This is a genomic window from Pseudomonas antarctica, from assembly GCF_001647715.1.
Lineage (GTDB): Bacteria > Pseudomonadota > Gammaproteobacteria > Pseudomonadales > Pseudomonadaceae > Aquipseudomonas > Aquipseudomonas antarctica_A.
This window is the reverse complement of the sequence record NZ_CP015600.1, coordinates 4186810-4205557: the sequence shown is the minus strand read 5'-3', so window position 1 is coordinate 4205557 and position 18748 is coordinate 4186810. Positions and strand designations below refer to the sequence as shown.

The following is an 18748-nucleotide window of genomic DNA, read 5'->3' as shown; positions in this document are numbered from 1 at the left end:
ATGCCAAATTTCATTCCACGGGCAGAGTACGCGCAAGCCCTGGCTGGCTGGCAGCTGGTGAAGCGTTGTGTTGCGGGGGCGCGAGAAGTTCGCAAGCATGATGAATACCTGCCGATGCCAGACCCGGAGAACAAAACACCGGAGAACCAGGCCCGGTATAAGCAGTACAAGAAGCGGGCGATGTTCCTCAACGTCACTGGGCGCACGCGCACCGGCCTGATGGGGGCGGTGTTCCGCAAGACCGCTGAACTTACCCTGCCAGCTGGCATTGAGTACCTGAAAGAGAACGCCAGCGGTGACGGCACCAGCCTCGAACAGCTTTCTAAAGAGTCTGTAGGTGAGTGCCTAGACACGGGGCGCGGCGGTTTTCTTGTCGACTTCCCTCCCGCTGAATCTGAAGACGGCGTCAGCTCTATGGCTGACCTGGCAACAAAGCGCGCCCTCATTCACTTCTATGACTCCCTGGCAATTATTGACTGGGAAGAGCAGGTGATTGATGGCGTTAAGCGTCTGGTGTACGTGAACCTGCAAGAGTGCGTGACCGAGTTTGACCCGGTAGAGCTTGCGCGTGAGAAGTACGTACAAAATAGAGTTCTGCTGCTGGTCGATGGGAAATACGTTCAGCGTGTCTACCGGGAAGGCTCCGACGATTACGACGAGGCGCTGCCGACCGACAAGGCAGGGCAGCCTTTTGACCACATCCCGTTCAGCTTCTTCGGCGCCCAGAACAATGACGCCAGCATCGACAAGTCGCCCCTTGAGGACTTGGCCGATGTGAACATCCTGCACTACGGCAACAGCGCCACGGTGGAGGAGAGCGGGTTCATCAGTTCGCAACCTACTCTGTTCATCACCACCGAAATCAGTGCCGACGAGTTCGTAAAGGCCAACCCAAACGGCATGCAGATTGGTTCGCGCCGCGGGCACATGCTTGGCAAGACCGGTTCAGCAGTCTTGCTGCAGGCCGACGAAAGCCAACTCGCCCGAACACTGATGAAGGACAAGGAAGAGCAGATGCTCATGATCGGCGCCCGTATCGTCCAGCAGGGCGGAGGCGCCGAGACGGCAGAGGCTGTTCGAATCCGGTATAGCTCCGATAACTCGGTGCTCGGCACCATTGCGGGCAACGTTTCCGAGGCACTGAAGCGCGCCATACTTGACGCTGAGCGCTTCATGATCGGAGAGCCGGACGAGAAGGGCACCGTGTTCTGGCTCAACCAGTCGTTCTTCGACGAGACCATGACCGCCCAGGACATCCTCGCCCAGGTACAGCTCTGGCAGCAGGGCTTCATTGCGAAGTCGGATGTCCGGGTAAACCTGCGTCAGGGCGGCGTGCTTGAAGCGGATCGCACCGACGAGAAGATCGACGAAGAACTGGCAAGCGAATCACCGGTAGGCGGAATCAATGAGCAGTGAAGGTTATCTGACGGACGCTACCACCAGGCACCAGATCTACGTCCAGCGATATGCGGGCGGAAACCTGAAACGGGTGGCTGCGTTCATCAGTAAGGCCATCAAAACAGCCAAAGATCGCGTTACAGCAGGTCTGAGCGATTACGGCACTCGTCGTTACACTTCGCAGATAGAAACGCTCCAGGGCGATTTGCGAGGCATCTACGACGACTTGAAGGGCCGCGCACAGCTGGACCTTGGCGAATTTGCTGCCTATGAGGCTGAATTCAACGGGAAGATGCTGGGCAAGGTGATCAAAGCCATTGTTCAGCTCAACGTGCCGTCAGCAGAGATGGTTAGAGCTGCGGCGCTGGCTGATCCGCTGCTGTTGGAGGCTCGCAAGGGCATTCAGCGCATCAGCATCAGTGGCGCGCTCGACCAGTTCGGCACCAAGAAGGCCGCCGAGATCATCGGTGAGATCCAGATTGGCTCAAGCCTGGGCGAGACCAGCCAGCAGATCGGCCGGCGCCTGACCAGCATCCACCAACTGCACCAGGATCAGGCCTCATCGCTGGTTCGCACCATGACCAACCACGTAGCCAGCACGGCCAGAGTAGAAACGCTAAAGGCGAACGACGACATCCTCAAGGGCATGCGCCGGATTGCCACGCTCGACTCCAGCACCACGCTGTACTGCATGGGCATCGATCAGACGATCATCCCGCTGGATGGTCCTAAGCCTCCGTATCACTGGGGGTGCCGCACAACACTTGTGCCGGTCCTCAAGGATGAGTTTGCGCGCGAGATACCAGGCTCTACCCGGCCCTCAATCGGCCCTGACGGTGTAGCCATGGTGTCGAGCAAGACGAGCTATCAGGACTGGCTGTCACGGCAGCCGGCAGCCTTCCAGCGCGACATTCTCGGGCCGAACCGCTACGCGCTGTTCAGCAAGGGCGAGTTGACCCTCGACAAGTTCGTCGATGACAACGGCAAAACCCTAACACTGCAACAGTTACGAGACCTTGAGCCTCGCGCCTTCGAGCGTGCAGGGCTTAACTAACTGCCTGAATGGCAAGTGAGCGCGCATGTGCGATAGATCGAATTGCTTCGTAGATGGTGGATTTACCGGTTCACGCGAAAACCAGCAGGTTCTTCTGCCAGGTTTCGGCTTAGACCCTCTTGAGTCTGCGATCACCAACGCAGCGCAGGCGGCAAAGGAAGCTGATGGAATGTCGCTCATGATCCTGCAGCGCCACCTAAAACAACTTTGCGAGCTGCAACTGAAGCAGCTCAGCAGCAAATAAACAACCGGCCATGAGCCGGTTTTTTTACGCCCGCAGGCAGGGCCTGCACCAAGTCTCTGGGAGACAGCAATGACCTTGAAATTCCAACTGGACAGCCTCGAAGGCGTCGACGAAGCCACTCAAGCCATGTACGTGGAGAAGGGCGGCAAGTACGTCCTGAACATTGAGGGCTTGCCAGCACAAGAAGACGTGACCGGTCTTAAAGCCAAGGTTGACGAACTGCTCGGCGAGAAGAAGGCAGCCGAGAAGAAGGCGCGCGAGGCGGAAGAGGCTGCGCGGCTGGAGCGCGAAGAGCTGGCCCGCAAGTCCGGCAACGTCGAGGAACTGGAGAAGTCCTGGTCCGAGAAGTACGCCCGCCGTGAGGCTGAGCTGTCGGGTCAGTTGGAAAGCACGAATAGCGCCCTGCAGGGCCAGATCCGGGATCTGACCGTAGGCCGTACCGCTACCGATATCGCCACTACTCTGGCGATCCCTGGCAGCGCCAAGGCATTGCTCCCTCATATCGAACGCCGGCTGAGCGTTGAGCAGCGAGACGGCAAGCCAACTGTCGTCGTGCTGGATGCCTCCGGCAAGCTCTCGGCAGCAACGCTGGACGAGTTGAAAGCAGAATTCACCAACGATCCGGCCTTCGGCCCGCTGATCGCTGGCAGTAAGGCATCGGGCGGCGGGGCCGGCGGTGCTGGTAAGGGCGGCGGGGCCGCAAAAGGAAAAATCGGCGGCACCAAAGAGGAACGGACGGCTGCAATCGCAAGCCGGTTCCCAGATCTCCCACAATCGTAAGGAAATAACTCATGTCCCTGTCGCAAATGCAGGTTTTCAACGAATACATCATGCCGGCGACTCTCGAGACGCTGGATCAGTATCTCGCCGCTTTCAACGCCGCCAGCCGCGGCGCGATCGTGCTGTCTCCGGACGGCTTCACTGGTGACTTCCTTCAAGAGTCGTTCTTCCAGACACTGGCCGCTGCCCAGCGCCGCGTAGATCGCTACAGCGCAAACGCCGCCGTGGCTGCAACCGACCTGACCGAGCTGAAGAACACTTCGGTGAAGGTCGCCGGCGGCTTTGGCCCGATCCGCTACGAGCCGTCGCAGATGACCTGGCTGGAGCGACCAACCGCCCAAGGCATCGAAGTCGCCAGCCGCGCGTTCGCTGAAATCCTGCTGAAGGACCAGCTGAACACCGCGATCGCCGCCTTGGTCGCCGCTATCACTGCCCAGGCTGCTGCCGTCAACGATGTGTCGGCTACCGCTGGCATCACCTACGCCGGCCTGAACAATGCCCACGCGAAGTTCGGCGACGCAAGCCAGAACCTTGTAACCCAGGTGATGCAGGGCACCAGCTACCACAAGTTGGTCGGCCAGAACCTGGCGAACCAGCAGCAGCTGTTCCAGGCGGGCAACGTCCGCGTGGTGGATATCCTCGGCAAGATCTCCGTTGTGACGGATGCCCCAGCGCTGATGCAGGCCGGCACCCCGAACAAGGAAATCATCCTGTCCCTGGTGCAAGGCGCTGCGCTGGTCCACGACGGCCGCGACATCATCAGCAACGTCCAGACCACCAACGGCAAGGAGCGTATCGAAACCACGCTCCAAACCGACTACACCTTCGGCCTGGGCCTTAAGGGCTACACCTGGGACACCACCACCGGCGGCAAGTCACCAACCGACGCCGAACTGGCGACCGGCTCGAACTGGGATAAGACCGCCACCAGCATCAAGCACACCGCCGGTGTGGCTCTGATCGGTGATGCCTCCAAGTAACCCTGACAACTGAGTCGGGCCCAGCGCCCGGCTTGGCGAGGACACGATCATGAGTAACAAGAACATCTGGTATTTGCCTGGTCCGTTTCATCGGTACTCCGAGGACATCAAGGCGCTGGCTAAAGAAGCAGGCTTGCGCATCATCGACGCGAACGCTACCGAAAGCCGCGAAGATGCTGCCGACGATGTGCCTGAAGTGACGGTCAAGGAGTTTCCGAAGGTGCTGCTGATCGATGGTGGCAGTTCCATCGTCAATATCGATGCCTTCCGTGCTGAGCTCGAATCTGTCGGCCTGATCGTCGAGTCATTCGCTGATCAGGCGCTGGTGCGCCCCGAAGGCGATCTTGGACCAGTCGCTGATCGCCTGTTTCAGGTGTTCGAAGCAGTCAATGCTGGCGTGCAGAGTCTGCGCAACGAGCGTGACGGCGAGGTCGAGAAGGTGAAGTCGCTGCAAAAGCGGATAGACGACCTGCTGGCCCAGACTGATAAGGCCGGTCAGGCAGACGCCGAGGCGAAGGAAATTGCCGACCTGAAGGCCAAGCTTGACGCTGCCAATGTTACCTACCGCGCCAACGCCTCGAAAGAGTCGCTGCAAAAGCAGGTCGACGAGCTGCCGAAGGTGTAACACCCGGGGCTCCGGCCCCACTCATTCAAGCGGAGGCCAGATGGCTACCTACATCTCTGTGGCGGACGTTGACGCCATCCTTGGCACCGACTGGGCGCCAGATGACAAGAAAGCCCGCGCAGTGTTGCAGGCGAATGCCTATCTGACCTCGCTGAACCTCGTTGGCGTCGACATGAACGCTATCCCTGAAGAGGTGAAGCAGGCCGGCGCCGAACTGGCGGTGGTCGCTTCGCAGGGCAAGCTGTATCAGCAGCAGACCGAAGGGTCTCTTGAGGCCAAGACCGTCAAGGCCGGTTCGGTTTCTACCAGCAGGACGTTCGCCTCGATCGACAGCAGCAAATCCACATCGCTGCCCGACGGGGTGCAGTTCGCCTTGGGCCTGTTGCAGCCGTGGCGCTCCAGTCCGTTTTCTTTCCGCGTAGACAGGGGGTGAGCCGTGGGCCTTCGCGAAGACATCCAGAAGGATTTGGCCGAGGCCTTCGACACTGACCTGGCTGATGCTGTGCAGCCGTTCTCCGGGGGCGTGACGTTGCCCGGCACGTGGGACCCTGTTACAGAGGCTGCTGGCCCGCCAGTGGTCATTGCCTACACCGGCCGAGGCGTGTTCGACGCATTCAAGATGGACAGGGTGGACGGCGTGAACATCCGCGCTACCGACCAACTGCTGATCGCGCTGACTAACGAAACAATCGGCGGTGCGCCGGACATCGGCCACAAGATCAACGGATTCGACGTGATCAACGTGCAGACTGACCCGGCGATCGCCCACTACGAGATCCAGCTGAGGAAAGTCTGATGACAGGTAAAGCCGGTTGGAGCCATAGCCTCACCGACTTTGCCGACCAGGCGGGGGAGGACATTACACAGATGGCCCGCGTCATCGCGATTGCCATGCTCACCGAAGTCGTAACCCGTTCGCCGGTGGGGAACCCTGCGCTGTGGAAAGCCAACATTGCGCTGAAGACGAAGAATGTGGCCCTGGCGGATGCATACGACGCGAATGTCGACGCACGCAATGCCAGCAACACCGGGAGCAAGAAGTTCAAGAAGCTGACCCAGCGAGAGCGCAAGGAAAACTTCTACGTCGACGCCAAGGCGGCAGGCAAGGGCTACATCGGCGGCACGTTCCGGGGCAGCCACATGGTTTCCATCGGCGCGCCAGATCTGTCGGTCATTGATCGTGTTGACCCATCGGGCTCCGCGACCATCTCTGACGGCGTGTCGCAGATCAATGCGTCCGGCAAGTTCCCGGTCATCTACATCCAGACCAACAGTCCATACGGTGAGATGCTCGAACTTGGCCACTCCACACAGGCGCCCGACGGCGTGTACGACCTGGCCTTTATTGGCGTATCCGAGGCCTACAAATGACCTACGAGCAAATCAGGGCGGCGCTCACGGCGCAGATGGTCGCCTTCACCGGAGTTGACCAAGCGCGGATTGATTACCCCAACCAGCCCACCGTATTCACCCCGCCGGCCACCGGCCTGTGGTGCCGCTTCAACGCGCAGTACGCCACGGCCTTCATGGCCGGCATGGCCGACAAGCCTTATACGCGCAAGCCGGGCCAAGTCAGCATCCAATGCTTTGCCCGGCTGAACACCGGCACAAAGGCCATCAACGAACTGGCCGACGCGCTCGAAGCGCACTTCGCCTACTGGATGTCCGGCGACCTCGAATGCATGGAGGCCAGCCAGGTCGTCGCCGGTGAGTTCGAAGGCTTCTACCAGATCAACGTGAACATCCGGTTCCGCGCCGGCTGAGCCAGGCAACACCATCCACCCGCCTTGAGCGGGTTTTTTTATGCCCGCAGATAGGAGACTCACCCATGAGTTCCGGCGCAAAAGTTGTTTCGCACATCATCAAGGAGGTGACGCCTGGCGTTACCCCCACCGGCACCTGGGACACGCTGCGCCTGACCGGCAACGCGCTGACCCCAACCGTCAACACCGCAGTCAGTGACGAGATCACTGATTCCCGTATCAGCCAGGGTTCGGTGGCCACCAGCACCGATATCGGCGGAGACCTGACTGCAGAATTCTCGTTCGGCTCGTTCGATCAGCTGCTTGAGGCCGCTTTTTACAGCACCTGGACCGGCAACGTGCTGTCTGTGGGCGATACGCGCAACACCTTCAGCATCGCCAAGGGCTACAGCGACGTCGGCGTGTACAGCGTGTTCAAGGGCGCTCATGTATCCACCTTTGCCCTCGACATTCCCTCCGACGGCAAGGTGACCGCCACCTTCAATATGGCCTGCCTGGATTACGCCGACAGCGACACGCCGATTGTGGTGTCGCCCAATGCACCGACCACCACGCCGTTCCTGTCGAACAACAACGTCGGCACCATCTCGATAGACGGCGAGTCACTCGAAGGCGTGGCCTGCGTATCGGCCATGACCATCAGCCTGGACAACAGCCTCCAGGCCCAGCGCTGCATCGGCAACACCAAGCTCGGCCCGGGCGCGCAGATCGCTACCGAAGCCGCCATCACCGGCACCATCACCCTGGCATGGTCCAAGCGTGCCTGGGAGATCTGGAAGAAGACTTTCACCCGTCTGCCAATCTCCGTGGTGTTCCCGATCACCGACGCCCTCGGTAACAAGTACACCTTCAACTTCCCAGCGGTGGAAGTGGATGGCGAACTGCCAAGTGGCGGCAAGCGCGACCTGATTGAAGTGACGCTGAACTACACCGTCGCCAAGATCAGCCCGACCATCACCCGACTGGCATCGCCGACCGCTGTTACTGGCGTGACTGTCGCGCCGGGCACGGCCTCGATCGCTGTAGCGGCAACCCGCCAACTGACGGCGACCGTCGCACCGGCTGGCGCAAATCAGGCTGTGACCTGGACCAGCGCGACCCCTTCGGTTGCCACCGTCAACAGTTCTGGCCTGGTCACTGGCGTTGCCGCTGGCACCTCCGTCATCACCGCCACCAGTGTTGCCGACGGCACCAAGACCAGCACCGCGACCATCACGGTCACCGCGTAACACGATTCCCCTTTGGCTGCCCAGGCTCTAACGCCTGCCTGGGCGGCCTTTTTTATGGCGCGGCGTTGAGGATTTAGCATGGCTCTCAAACTGAGCAAGAAGGCCCCAGTCACCAATCTGCGCTGGGCCAAGTTCGACGAAGAAACCAAGATTCAGCTGGTCGGCATCGATAACCCGGAATACCTGATTGCCCTTGAGCGTGTGCGCCGGCGCATCCAGCGCAATGACGCCAGCTTTGACCAAGGCGATGTCGGCGTATTCGATGGAGAAAAAACCGAACACGATAGCCACTGCGCATTGCTGGCCCAGTTCGTCGTAAAGGACTGGGACGGTGTTCAGGACGATCAGGGCAACCCTCTTAAGTTCGATTCGGCGGTATGCGAAGAACTGATGGTGACAAACATCGACTTTTTCCTGTTCGTACTGCGCGAGTCCAGCAAGTCCTCGATCGAGGCCGACGCGGAACTGGCTGAAACCGTGGAAAAGCAGTAACCCGGTTCGAGTGGGAAAGGGAGTGGGGCGGTCAGGCCGACAAGCGCCGGGCCATCTATGAGCGTCTGCGCATGGAAATTCCCGAAGAGCCGCCGACCGACCCCATCACCAAGCACCTGCTCGCCACGTTCTTCGGCGTCTGCCGGGGCCGCCGCTTTATCACAACCATGGTGGGAGCCTTCCCGCTCCCGCTGTCTGCCCGCGAGATATCCGACTGGCTCGACGCTCACCCATCCCCCCTGGATCGCCGGGAAGTGGATGAGGTGATGTTTGCGCTGGATGTGATTTGCCTGAGCGAAGAAGACGACTGAACCGCCGCCCTGCGGCAATTTTGCCCGGAGGCAACATGACTCAAACTTCACGCCTGGTCCTTGAGATCGACAGCCGCGACGCTGAGCAGAAGGCCGCAGACGTCCACAAGGCGCTCGAAGCACTCGAGTCTGCTGGTATCCCCACGCAGAACTCCATGAAGAAGGCCGCGTCTGGTATTGATGACGTCGGTAAGAGCTCCTCCAAGGCTGTCGGTTCAGTTGATGACTTGTCTGAAAGCTCCAACAAGGCTGGCGCGTCAAGCAAGAAGGCGGGGGAATCGTACGCAGAAGCCCGTGCACGAATAGAGGCGATAGCCAAGTCGTCTCTCGACGCCAGCACCTACCTGAATTCGCTGTCCACCAGCACTGTTAAGGCTTCCGGTTCGTTTGATGCCGCCGCTGGCAAAGCAAAGAGCCTTGCGGATCTGGCAAAGCGCCTACGCGAAGAGTCGGACGCCAATGTGGGGTCGAATGCCAAACAGGCTGACTCAGTTAAAAAGACTGCGTCCGCGACCGGCACGTATTCCGAAGAGCTAGAAAAGCTCCTTGCAAAACTAGACCCTGTTCGAGCCAAGCAACTCGATCTAATCAATCAGCAGAAGCAACTGGCGGCAGCATTCAAGAAGGGCGATCTCGACGAGGCCGGATACAAACGTTTCTCTTCGATCATTGGCGACAACGCCTCAGCATTGAATAATTTCAGCACTGCAACAAAGGGCTCGCAGCGAGACGTTGCGCAGCTACTGAACGCACTCAAATCGGGTGATTGGGCCGGAGTTACTCGAAATTTCCAGCAGATCAGTGTGAGCGCTGGCGGTACCGGCAATGCCTTGAAAATGCTTGGAGGAATGGCGTCAGCCGTACTGAACCCCATCGCGCTGGGTGCTGCCGCCCTTACGGGTCTTGGCTTGGCATTTTACGACGCAGAGAAGCAGGCAAACGCGTTCAACCAAGCTCTCTTCTCGGGGACTGCAAACTCAGGCCAAACGGTATCGTCGCTTGCGTCTATCGCTAAATCTGCAGCAGCTTTAAGCGGAAGCATCTCTTCGGCAAACGATGCGGTGATCTCGCTTGCAGGAAGCAGCAAGCTGAGCAAGGCCCAGTTTGTTGATCTGGCGCAGGCCGCTTCTGCCATTTCTGCTTACACCGGAAAGGGCGCGGCAGAAGTAGCCAAGGATCTTGCAAGTGTTGGAGACAGCGCTACAAAAGCGGCCGAGAAAATCAGTTCCCAGTATGGGCTATTAACCAGCGCTCAATACGAAGTGATTGCTGCGCTTGATCGTCAGGGTAAGAAGCAGGAAGCACTGGATGTTCTGAGCTCCTCCCTGAATGAGAATGCCCAGCATAGGCTTGAAAAGTATAGAGAATCTCTTTCTCAGGTCCAGAGAGACTGGATTGCGATCGGAACCGCGATAAGCAACGCATACAGCAAGGTGAAGTCTGAACTTTTTCCGGACCTCCAGAAAGAAGCAGACCTCATTGAGCGAGTACTCAAGACTCGCAAGGATGGCGGAATCCTCGGATCGCTCTCTACGGGTCTGGGAAAGGCAAGCACGGCATTTGACTCGGCTCTGGGCATCAAGGACACGGACTCGACTGAAGCGCTTGAGAAGAAACTCGCCCTGATTAAAGAAAGGATGGCGGTATCGCAACAGTCTGCTACGGCTGACGGCGTTGCTGGTCAAGCTGAGCAATCAAGGATTGCAGCGCTAAGCAAGTGGGATGATCTTCACAAGAAAAATTTGTTTGACCAGGCGAAGCTTGAGGATGACATCAAGGAGACCAAAAAGCTTGGCCTTGAGGCCGGTAAGTCCCAGGCTGATATCGACAAAGAAGTCGCCAATATTCAGGCGAAATTCGATAAGTCACAGCCGAAAGATCCAAAAGCCAAGGCATACACCGAAGACGCCGGCATGAAGGCGCTGGACGCGGCGCGTCAGACCCAGGCCGTGCTGATCCAGCAGAACTCTTCTCTGAACGCCCAAGGCATCGCTACGGAGAAAGTAGGTGCCCAAGCGCAGGCATTGATCAAGTGGGAGCAGCAACTCGCTGACATAAAAGGCAAGAAGACGCTCACTGCCGATCAGAAGTCGCTACTGGCCAGTCAGGACCTGATCACCGCCCAGCTCAAGAAAAACGTTGCACTCGAGCGTGAAGCGGAAATCAGCAAAGGCATCCAGCAGGCGCAGAAGGACCAGGTGCAGTTGCTGACTCTCACCGGACAGCTACGTGAAGCAAACAGCCTAAAGTCGTCCTTGGATGACGCTGCGCAAATGGCCGAATACGAGCGCCAGGGCAACGTCGAAGCCGCAAAACGGCTTGAGACGATGATCAAGATCCGCGACATAAACCTGAAAGCGGCGCAAAAGCCAGGGACTGTTGAGGGCGTTACTCAGGCGCCAACGGCCCCGGGCCTCGACGCGTCTGTCGGCGGGCCGGTTAGTGAGATTGACCGGCTCGATGAAGCGGCGAAAAAACTGGAGACATGGCGCGCGACCGAGCTTGAAAAGCAGGCTGCCTACCTGGATCTGAAGGCGATCAACGAAGAGACCTACGCTGCGCGCGTGGCGAACATCGACCAGCAGGCCACTCAAAACCGCCAGAAGATCGAAGAAGCCAAGAACCAGGCATTGCTGGTGGGCGCTTCCGATTTCTTCGGCAACATGGCCAGCCTCAGTCAGTCCGGCAACAAGAAGCTCGCAGCAATCGGCAAGGCGGCGGCAATCATTCAGGCCACTATGGACGGCTATCTGGCCGTGCAGAAGGCTCTGTCCGCATTCCCGCCACCGTTCAACTTCGCAGCAGCCGCTGCCGTGGGGGTGGCCACTGCTGCCAACGTGGCGAACATCGCTGGAATTGGCTTCTCTGGGGGCGGGTATACCGGCGCAGGTGGAGTAAATGAATATGCCGGCCCCGCGCACAAAGGCGAGGTTGTGTGGAGTCAGGCGGATATCCGCAAGGCTGGCGGTGTCGCCACGGTTGAGGCGCTACGTAAAGGCAACGTCTCGCCAATTCGCCCTGGCGCGAAAGGAACAGGGCCTGATGCAAGTCGGCCGATGGTGGGCGCGGCTCCAGTCGTCAACGTGATCGAGGACGCCAGCAAGGCCGGCCAGAGCCAGTCGAGCCAGGTCGACGGTAAATGGATCACTGACTACTTCGTCGCGAATATCCGTGAAAACGGCAAAGAGGCCAAGGCCATTCAGCAGATGCTTGGCATGGGAAGGGCTGCACGATGATCCAATATCCAGTTGGGCTGCCGTATCCGTTGCGAGACGGTTACGGGTTCAGTCCTGTCAGCCCGCTCAAGTCGACGGCCATGCAGACCGGGCGCACGCGGTACCGAAGGAAATATTCCTCGGTACCCACTGAGGCGAAAGTCACCTGGAACATGAGTGACCTTGAGGCTCAGTATTTTGAGTCGTGGTTTGAAGAAGTCCTGATCTCTGGCTCTGAATGGTTTGAGGTAGAGCTCAGGACGCCTCAGGGGCTCCTGCCTTACAAGGCCCATTTCAAGGATATTTACGAGGGGCCTGAACTGTTCGGCGTGGATCGCTTTGTTTTCACAGCGACTTTGCAGTTGTGGGAGCGCCCTGTGCTCGCCGGTGGTTGGGCGATCTATGCGCCTGAATACCTGCTCGCAATGAACATCATCGACCTGGCTGTAAACAAGGACTGGCCATCATGACAAGCCCACTACTCAATCGGCTTTATTCGAGCGGCGGTACGGAAATTATCCACCCGACATTGGAGATTACCGACGGCTCTGTTCGACATTTCCTAACCAACGGTTATGAAGACTTGGAGGTTGGCCTCGAATCCGGATTGCTGGCCCGCTTTATCGCTTGCAGCATATCGGTAGCTTTGCCAAAGCGCGGAAGTGATGGAAAGCAAGATTTGAAATTCGCGCTGTGCAACATTGACGGTAGCGTCTCTGGCTTCCTACGTGCAGCCCTCAGGGAGCGCCGTGAGATCAACCTGGTGTACAGGGAGTACATCAGCACCGACCTGTCCTATCCATCCAAGATCCTGCGCTACAAGGTGAAAAGCGGCTCAGTCACTGCGACCGAAGCTCAGATCGTGGCGGGCTACTTCAACCTGCTCGAAACCCTCTGGCTTCGCTATAACTACACCGGCGACTTCGCCCCTGGCATGCGGTACCAATAATGATCGATCACAACAAATACCTCGCGGGCCGGTACCTCGAGGGCGGGAGAGTGTGGCCGTTTGTTGACTGCTATGGGCTGGTCTTGGAGGTCCGTCGCGACCTCGGCCTGCCGGATTGGCCGGAGTGGGCGGACATCCGCGCCGGCGACGGCTCAATGGTCGAGGTGGCCGGCAAGTGGTTCCCAACGCTCACGCCGTGCGAGCCTGAAGAGGGCGCGTTGATCGCGCTCTACCAGGGTAGCGAGATGCGCCACGTCGGCGTTGTGGTTCGCTGTGGCGCCTCACTTGAGGCAATGGAGATCACCCAAAAGCAACGCACAATCTGCCTGCCTTTGCACAGGCTCAAGCGCCGCTTCGTGCGGGTGGAGTATTACAAGTGATCAATATTTATCCATCCTCCCCTAAGCTGTTTCCAGATTGTCTGCCGCTTGAAGTCCACCAGATCAATGAGCCAACGACCATTACGGAATGGCTTTATGCCAATGTTCAGGATTTCAGCCTGAGCGAGCATCATCCAATTTGCATTGAGGTTGATGGTATAGCCATTGATTCAAGTTTCTGGGGCGAAACGGATATCAACGAAAGTAGCGCAGTTAGGATATTCCCCGTGGTGGGTCTTTTCGGTGGGGCGATCGGGTACATTGCAATTGCCTTGGCTGCAATTTCGATTGTCATGATCCTAACGATGCCCAAGGCTGCCAATGCCAATCAGCAACAGGGCGACAATCTTGATGCCGCTACGGCAACAGGCAACCACGCAAAGCTCAACTCGCCTATTCGTGAGGTATTGGGCATGGCAAAGGTCTATCCAGACCTGCTGGTGCCACCTGTATCGCGGTTCGTAAACAAAAGGAAGATGGTCACCACCCTTGCCGTCTCCGTTGGCAGGGGCCGGCTCGCCATACCTCCAAGCTCGTTTAAAGTCGGGGACACGCCCTTCGCGGCTTTTGGTTCTGATCTGAACTACACGATTTATGAGCCTGGAGCTTCCCTTGTAGCTGATTCGCGCGCAAGAAACTGGTATCCGGTCACAGAGGTTGGCGGCACGAATGCTGGCACCGCCGGGCTCGATCTCTCCAGTACCGCGCCTTCGGAATCCGCGGCCTTGGCAGATTCCATGCTGATCAGCGGCAGCTCTGTATCACTGCTGGGAAACAGCCCGAAATTCCCGGAGGCCTGGGCAACTGGCACCGTGGTACAGCTGGTTACGCCAGACACCTTCATGGTTACAGTGGCAGGTTCGTACAGTCGAATTTCCGGCGCCCTGTCTGACTTTGCGCCGTTCGTTGGCATGAAGGTGACGCTGGGCAGTGATTCGGAGATTGATTTGACGGTGGCCAGTGTGCTGCCTTACGTCGCCCCGGTTCCAGGTATCGGCGGTTCGCCATCAATGGTTACCGGTAGCGCCTCACCGACCGCCTACGACTTCACGTCGGGCGCGGTGGTCTGGTCTGTGACGTTCCAGGGGGTTACCAAGACCGTATCCCTCAATACCAACTACGTGAACATGAGCGGCCTTGTATCGACGATAACGTCTCAGTTGTCGGGAACTGGGCTTGTGGCACAAGATAGCTCTGGCCGTATCCGCCTGATTGAGCCGCTGAGCCCCTACAAGGGTGGGACAATCTCGCAGACCAGCGCACCGGTGCCAATCTTTGGTTCGGGGCCGACCTATACCGTCGGCACTGCCTCTACAGGCGGCACCCCGGAGCAACTCGCAAGCGTCACGCTCAGCTTCGATGATGGAACGCCGTTCTCCGGTATTGCTGCCGGCCAGCAAAGGCTTTCCATTGCTTACCGCGGCTACAGATATCAAATCGTCTCGGTTTCCGGGCTGACGGCAACGGTTAAGCGAATCACTGATACCGGCACGGTCGATAATGCCTGGGGCGGATTCACAGCAAGAACCCTTCTCGACTTCTCCATGTCTGGCAGTGGTGGTGCGAGCAACTGGATTGGTTCGTTCATGGGATGCCCAGAATACGAACTGGCGACCAAGGCTGAATATGACGTCTTCTTCAGCCAAGGCCTTTGCAACTACAGCAAATCCGGCAACATCAAGACGCTCACAAAGTCGATTGAGGTGCGCTGGAGGGATTCGGCTGTAGGTGGGGCGTGGACAACTATCACCCAAACTTACACCGATGCGACCCCTGACCAGATCGGATTCACCCACGGAATCGTTTTCCCTTACCCGCTGCGTCCTGAGTTTCAGATGAGGCGTGTTCAGCCGGTAGAGGGTGGCCAGGTGCGTGACGCGATTCAGTGGTATGGCCTCCGCACGCTGCTTCCTGACCCGGGCTTCTATGAGGGCATCACAGTCATCACCATGGATATCCGTGGCGGCGACCGCCTCAGTGCTCAGTCGGAGCGGCAGATTAACTGTGTGCCGACTCGAATCTACGATAACGCACCGGCGCGCTCCATCAAGGGCGCGGCCCTGCACGTTTGTAAGGGGCTGGGGATTGATGAGTCACTCATCGACATGGATGCGCTGAATGCAGTTGACCAGGACTACTGGACGCCGCGCAGCGAGCTCTACGATATGTCGCACGAAAAGCCCACGGCGGTCCGAGAGGTCCTGCAGGGCATTTTCACGGCAGGCATGTCACACCTTTCCAGCGGCAATGGGTTGCTCAGCGTCAAACGCGAAGGCGTACAGCCACCGCGCGGGGTTATCACCCCGCACGAAATGACCAGCGAACTACAGGCCAGCTTCACGGCGCCGAGCCCCGACGACTTCGACGGGGTAGACGTTGAATACATTGACCAATACACCAACCGCAAGGAAACCGTGCAATGCCGTCTGGACGGAAGCCTTGGGCTCAAAGTGGACAAAATCCAGCTGGACGGGGTTTCCGACAAAACCCGCGCCTGGCGCATTGGCATGAGGCAGTTACGCAAGTATCAGTTCTCGCGCTGGGGCTACAGCGTCGATACCGAGATGGATGCTTTGGTGTTTGACGATATCGACCACATCACACTGGCCGATGACATCCCGAACACAACCAGCAGCGCGCTCATCACCGATGTGGAAGCGTTTGAAGGCCAGTACCTGCTCACGCTTAGCGAAGAGATGGATTGGTCGATGAAAGCCCCGCGCGCAGTCATCCGGCGACACGACGGCACAGTAACAAGCCTGTTTGAGCCAAAGAATGCAGGCTTTCACCAGGTACTGGTGCCGCTCACGGCAATCGACTTTGATATCGTCACCGACCTGAGCATTGAACCTGCAAGGTTCCTGTTTGGCCCAAGCGAGCAAGTCGGCTACCCGGCAATGATCACCGAGATAACCCCGAACCAGGACGGGTCCTGCGCCGTCACCGCGACCGAGTATTCCCCGGTGTTTTACGCGGACGACGACAACTACCCACCCGCAACAGCTTAAATAAAACCCTTCCAAGGCCCGCCATTGAGCGGGCTTTTTTTGCCTCGGGGAAAACCATGGCCTTTAACACCGGAAACCCTGTAGAACCAAACGGCTCGACAGATCCGCGCGACCTCAAAGACAACGCGCAGATCATCGACAAGCTGGTCAACAGCTCAGACCTTACCTGGCTCGGGCGCCTGGGAAAGACCCTGAAGACGTGGGCTGGCATGACTGCCGATTTTATGGCCGCGCAGTTGCAGCGAACCAATGACTTCCAGGCGTTTCTGCAAAACATCAGCTTTGAAGTGCCGGTGAACTACGCCCCAGGTATCAGCATCACGCGCAGCACGCAGACTGTGCTTTATAACGGCCAGGCATACCGGCCTAAAGCTGAGGCGCTGCCTTTCGTCACGACTACCTTTCCGGCTGACTCAGCAAAGTGGATGCTTGCCGGTGATAGCTCCCTGCGTCAAGATCTTGCGGCTGCGCCGGGCTCAGGAAAGGTTGGGTTTGACGAGGCGCAAGCATATTCGACAGGAACAGTGGGCAACCGTCTCAAGGAACTGAACGCGCCAGGCATTGATAAAGAGCAGCGCACGTTCTCAGACCTTGACCTCCTACCGAACCTGGGCAACACAAAGACCCTGGACGCGGCTATCCGCTCCGGCACCGTACGCGTGGCCTTCGTGGGCGACTCCATTACCCAGGGTGACGCGGACAGCCTGTACGACAACAGCTCGGCAGCGATCATCATGCGCCGCCTGCGCGAGGAGAACCCGCGCGTTACTTTCGTGTTTGCCAATTTCAGTATCGCGGGTCTCGGCATTCCGTCCTTTTCCAACCCGAACTACAAAGGAATGGCACCGCCTGCCGACCCGTTCGTGGGTTTCTATCGTCCGCCAGGTGACGCGCTTACCGGTCAATGGCCCGGCGGGTCAGTGGCCGGCAAGTCCTGGATTGACCACCTTAAGGACTGGGCACCCGACCTGGTGTGCAACCCGTTCGGCGCTAATGACGTGGGCTGGACCAGTCTTGAACTCGCCGCGTACAGCAAGCAAGCGATTGACTACATGGAGAGCTGGGCCAAGCCGCCGAGCATTGCCTGGGGTGCTGCTGCTCGCCCTGCCACGGTCTCTATCTATGGCGAGGCGGTACAGAAGGCCGCGAACGTCGCGCGCTCCATTGCCCGCCAGCGTAACCTGACGTTGCTGGACTTTAACCGCCTGCATAACGTGCGTCGTTTTGCGGTCGACGTGGATAACCCGTTCTACGTTCGTGACGATGCGTTCGCGGGGTTCCCAACCAATTGGACCTTGGACCCGGGTACCACCCTGGCACTAAGCACGGTAACGCCCGGCGCACTCGAGGGCCAAGGTACCGCCACCCGTAACACCTTGAGCCAGGACTGTAACCTGGAGGCTTTTTTCACTGCGACCAACTGGTCCGCCACCACCGTAGGGCTTTTGTACCGGGACCTCGGTACCAATGACGGCGGCGGGCAAAACCGGTACTCGGCATTTGCCAGCGCCACGGCGGTCTCCCTCTATTGGGCGGGCACCATGATTGGGTCCTACTCGTACGCGGCTATCCCGAACGGAACAGCTATCAAGCTGCGCGTAGACGTGCGGGGCGCCTTGCACCGGGTTTTCGTCAACGGTATTGAGCGGATTACCGTTTGGAACTACGGCAACGTCATGCAGGGTAAGCACGCGGTTACCGTGGTCGGCGGGTTCGGGGCGGTGTACGGTTTCTCGGCGCACCTGGGCAACAACTACGTCGTGGGTCGCCAGCAACTTAACGATGTTGATATTTATGGCGTAAATGACTTTGCCACGAACCAAAACAGCCTGGGCGGCAACGGTAATAACCACTTTACCAAGTTGGGCAATACCGTGATTATGGCGGCTGGTTACTTCCCGCTCACGCACCACATGAAAACTGTGTACCCCAAACTGTCTTCGGTAATCGTGCCGTTTACGGTGACGGGCACTACCCAGGTTTTTGATGCTGCGGGTACCACTCTGCGCACTCAGATTGAGGGTACTGGTGTGGGCGCGGCGACTTACCCACTTGTCACGTCCAGTGGCGCTACCGCGAGCAAGCAAGACAGCGCGTTTGTGAACGTGCTAACCGACCGAAACGTCACGTGTGAGATTCTATCGTCGTCTGGCCCCACTTCGTTCCTTCAGGCTGTGGTGCCGTTCACCGTAGGCCTTTGGCAAGTCAACGTGAGCGCGCAATTCACAAAAAACTCGGCCGGCGTGTATGCCAACACCTTGACGGTAACGGCTATCCGCATCGTCTAGGCGTGCCCTGGCGCATTGGCAGAAGCCCTCAA

At 58.5% G+C, this 18748-nt stretch carries 19 protein-coding genes; all 19 read left to right on the top strand.

All coding sequences use genetic code 11. The features are described from left to right. On the top strand, window positions 1-1416 hold the full coding sequence (locus A7J50_RS18815; protein WP_064453171.1) for a DUF4055 domain-containing protein: 1416 nt from the start codon (window positions 1-3) through the stop codon (window positions 1414-1416). Continuing rightward, entirely contained in the window at window positions 1406-2452 is a 1047-nt protein-coding gene (locus A7J50_RS18810) for a hypothetical protein (protein WP_064453170.1), read from the top strand. The genes A7J50_RS18815 and A7J50_RS18810 overlap by 11 nt, the downstream gene beginning before the upstream one ends. A 25-nt stretch (window positions 2453-2477) precedes the next feature. Beyond that, complete coding sequence (locus tag A7J50_RS18805; RefSeq protein ID WP_064453169.1) at window positions 2478-2696, top strand: hypothetical protein; 219 nt, start codon at window positions 2478-2480, stop codon at window positions 2694-2696. A 69-nt stretch (window positions 2697-2765) separates the two neighbouring features. Beyond that, a complete protein-coding gene (locus A7J50_RS18800; RefSeq protein WP_064453168.1) occupies window positions 2766-3476 on the top strand; it encodes a hypothetical protein in 711 nt (236 codons plus the stop codon). A gap of 11 nt (window positions 3477-3487) precedes the next feature. Then, complete coding sequence (locus A7J50_RS18795) at window positions 3488-4456, top strand: major capsid protein (RefSeq protein WP_064453167.1); 969 nt, start codon at window positions 3488-3490, stop codon at window positions 4454-4456. 49 nt (window positions 4457-4505) lie between these two features. Next, complete coding sequence (locus tag A7J50_RS18790) at window positions 4506-5081, top strand: hypothetical protein (RefSeq protein ID WP_064453166.1); 576 nt, start codon at window positions 4506-4508, stop codon at window positions 5079-5081. A 40-nt stretch (window positions 5082-5121) separates the two neighbouring features. Beyond that, entirely contained in the window at window positions 5122-5514 is a 393-nt protein-coding gene (locus tag A7J50_RS18785; RefSeq protein ID WP_064453165.1) for a DnaT-like ssDNA-binding protein, read from the top strand. A gap of 3 nt (window positions 5515-5517) precedes the next feature. After that, window positions 5518-5877 carry a hypothetical protein gene (locus tag A7J50_RS18780; protein WP_064453164.1) on the top strand — a complete coding sequence of 120 codons (360 nt, stop codon included), beginning with the start codon at window positions 5518-5520 and terminating at the stop codon, window positions 5875-5877. Next, window positions 5877-6452, top strand: coding sequence for a hypothetical protein (locus A7J50_RS18775; RefSeq protein WP_064453163.1), 576 nt, complete (start codon window positions 5877-5879; stop codon window positions 6450-6452). The genes A7J50_RS18780 and A7J50_RS18775 overlap by 1 nt, the downstream gene beginning before the upstream one ends. Further along, entirely contained in the window at window positions 6449-6844 is a 396-nt protein-coding gene (locus A7J50_RS18770) for a phage tail terminator-like protein (RefSeq protein ID WP_064453162.1), read from the top strand. Before A7J50_RS18775 ends, A7J50_RS18770 begins: the two co-directional genes overlap by 4 nt. 65 nt (window positions 6845-6909) lie before the next feature. Continuing rightward, the gene (locus A7J50_RS18765) at window positions 6910-8073 is read left to right on the top strand and encodes a phage tail tube protein (protein ID WP_064453161.1); all 1164 of its coding nucleotides are present in this window, start codon (window positions 6910-6912) and stop codon (window positions 8071-8073) included. A 78-nt stretch (window positions 8074-8151) separates the two neighbouring features. Then, window positions 8152-8565, top strand: coding sequence for a hypothetical protein (locus A7J50_RS18760; RefSeq protein WP_064453160.1), 414 nt, complete (start codon window positions 8152-8154; stop codon window positions 8563-8565). A gap of 71 nt (window positions 8566-8636) precedes the next feature. After that, entirely contained in the window at window positions 8637-8876 is a 240-nt protein-coding gene (locus A7J50_RS18755) for a hypothetical protein (protein WP_047711305.1), read from the top strand. A gap of 35 nt (window positions 8877-8911) precedes the next feature. Continuing rightward, window positions 8912-12112, top strand: a complete 3201-nt coding sequence (locus A7J50_RS18750; RefSeq protein ID WP_064453159.1) for a phage tail length tape measure family protein — start codon at window positions 8912-8914, stop codon at window positions 12110-12112. Continuing rightward, on the top strand, window positions 12109-12561 hold the full coding sequence (locus A7J50_RS18745) for a hypothetical protein (RefSeq protein WP_064453158.1): 453 nt from the start codon (window positions 12109-12111) through the stop codon (window positions 12559-12561). The genes A7J50_RS18750 and A7J50_RS18745 overlap by 4 nt, the downstream gene beginning before the upstream one ends. Then, complete coding sequence (locus tag A7J50_RS18740; protein WP_064453157.1) at window positions 12558-13040, top strand: DUF1833 family protein; 483 nt, start codon at window positions 12558-12560, stop codon at window positions 13038-13040. The genes A7J50_RS18745 and A7J50_RS18740 overlap by 4 nt, the downstream gene beginning before the upstream one ends. Then, entirely contained in the window at window positions 13040-13420 is a 381-nt protein-coding gene (locus tag A7J50_RS18735) for a hypothetical protein (RefSeq protein ID WP_064453156.1), read from the top strand. Before A7J50_RS18740 ends, A7J50_RS18735 begins: the two co-directional genes overlap by 1 nt. Further along, a complete protein-coding gene (locus A7J50_RS18730) occupies window positions 13417-16428 on the top strand; it encodes a host specificity factor TipJ family phage tail protein (RefSeq protein WP_064453155.1) in 3012 nt (1003 codons plus the stop codon). Before A7J50_RS18735 ends, A7J50_RS18730 begins: the two co-directional genes overlap by 4 nt. A 56-nt stretch (window positions 16429-16484) precedes the next feature. Next, complete coding sequence (locus A7J50_RS18725; RefSeq protein ID WP_064453154.1) at window positions 16485-18716, top strand: SGNH/GDSL hydrolase family protein; 2232 nt, start codon at window positions 16485-16487, stop codon at window positions 18714-18716. Window positions 18717-18748 lie beyond the last annotated feature (32 nt).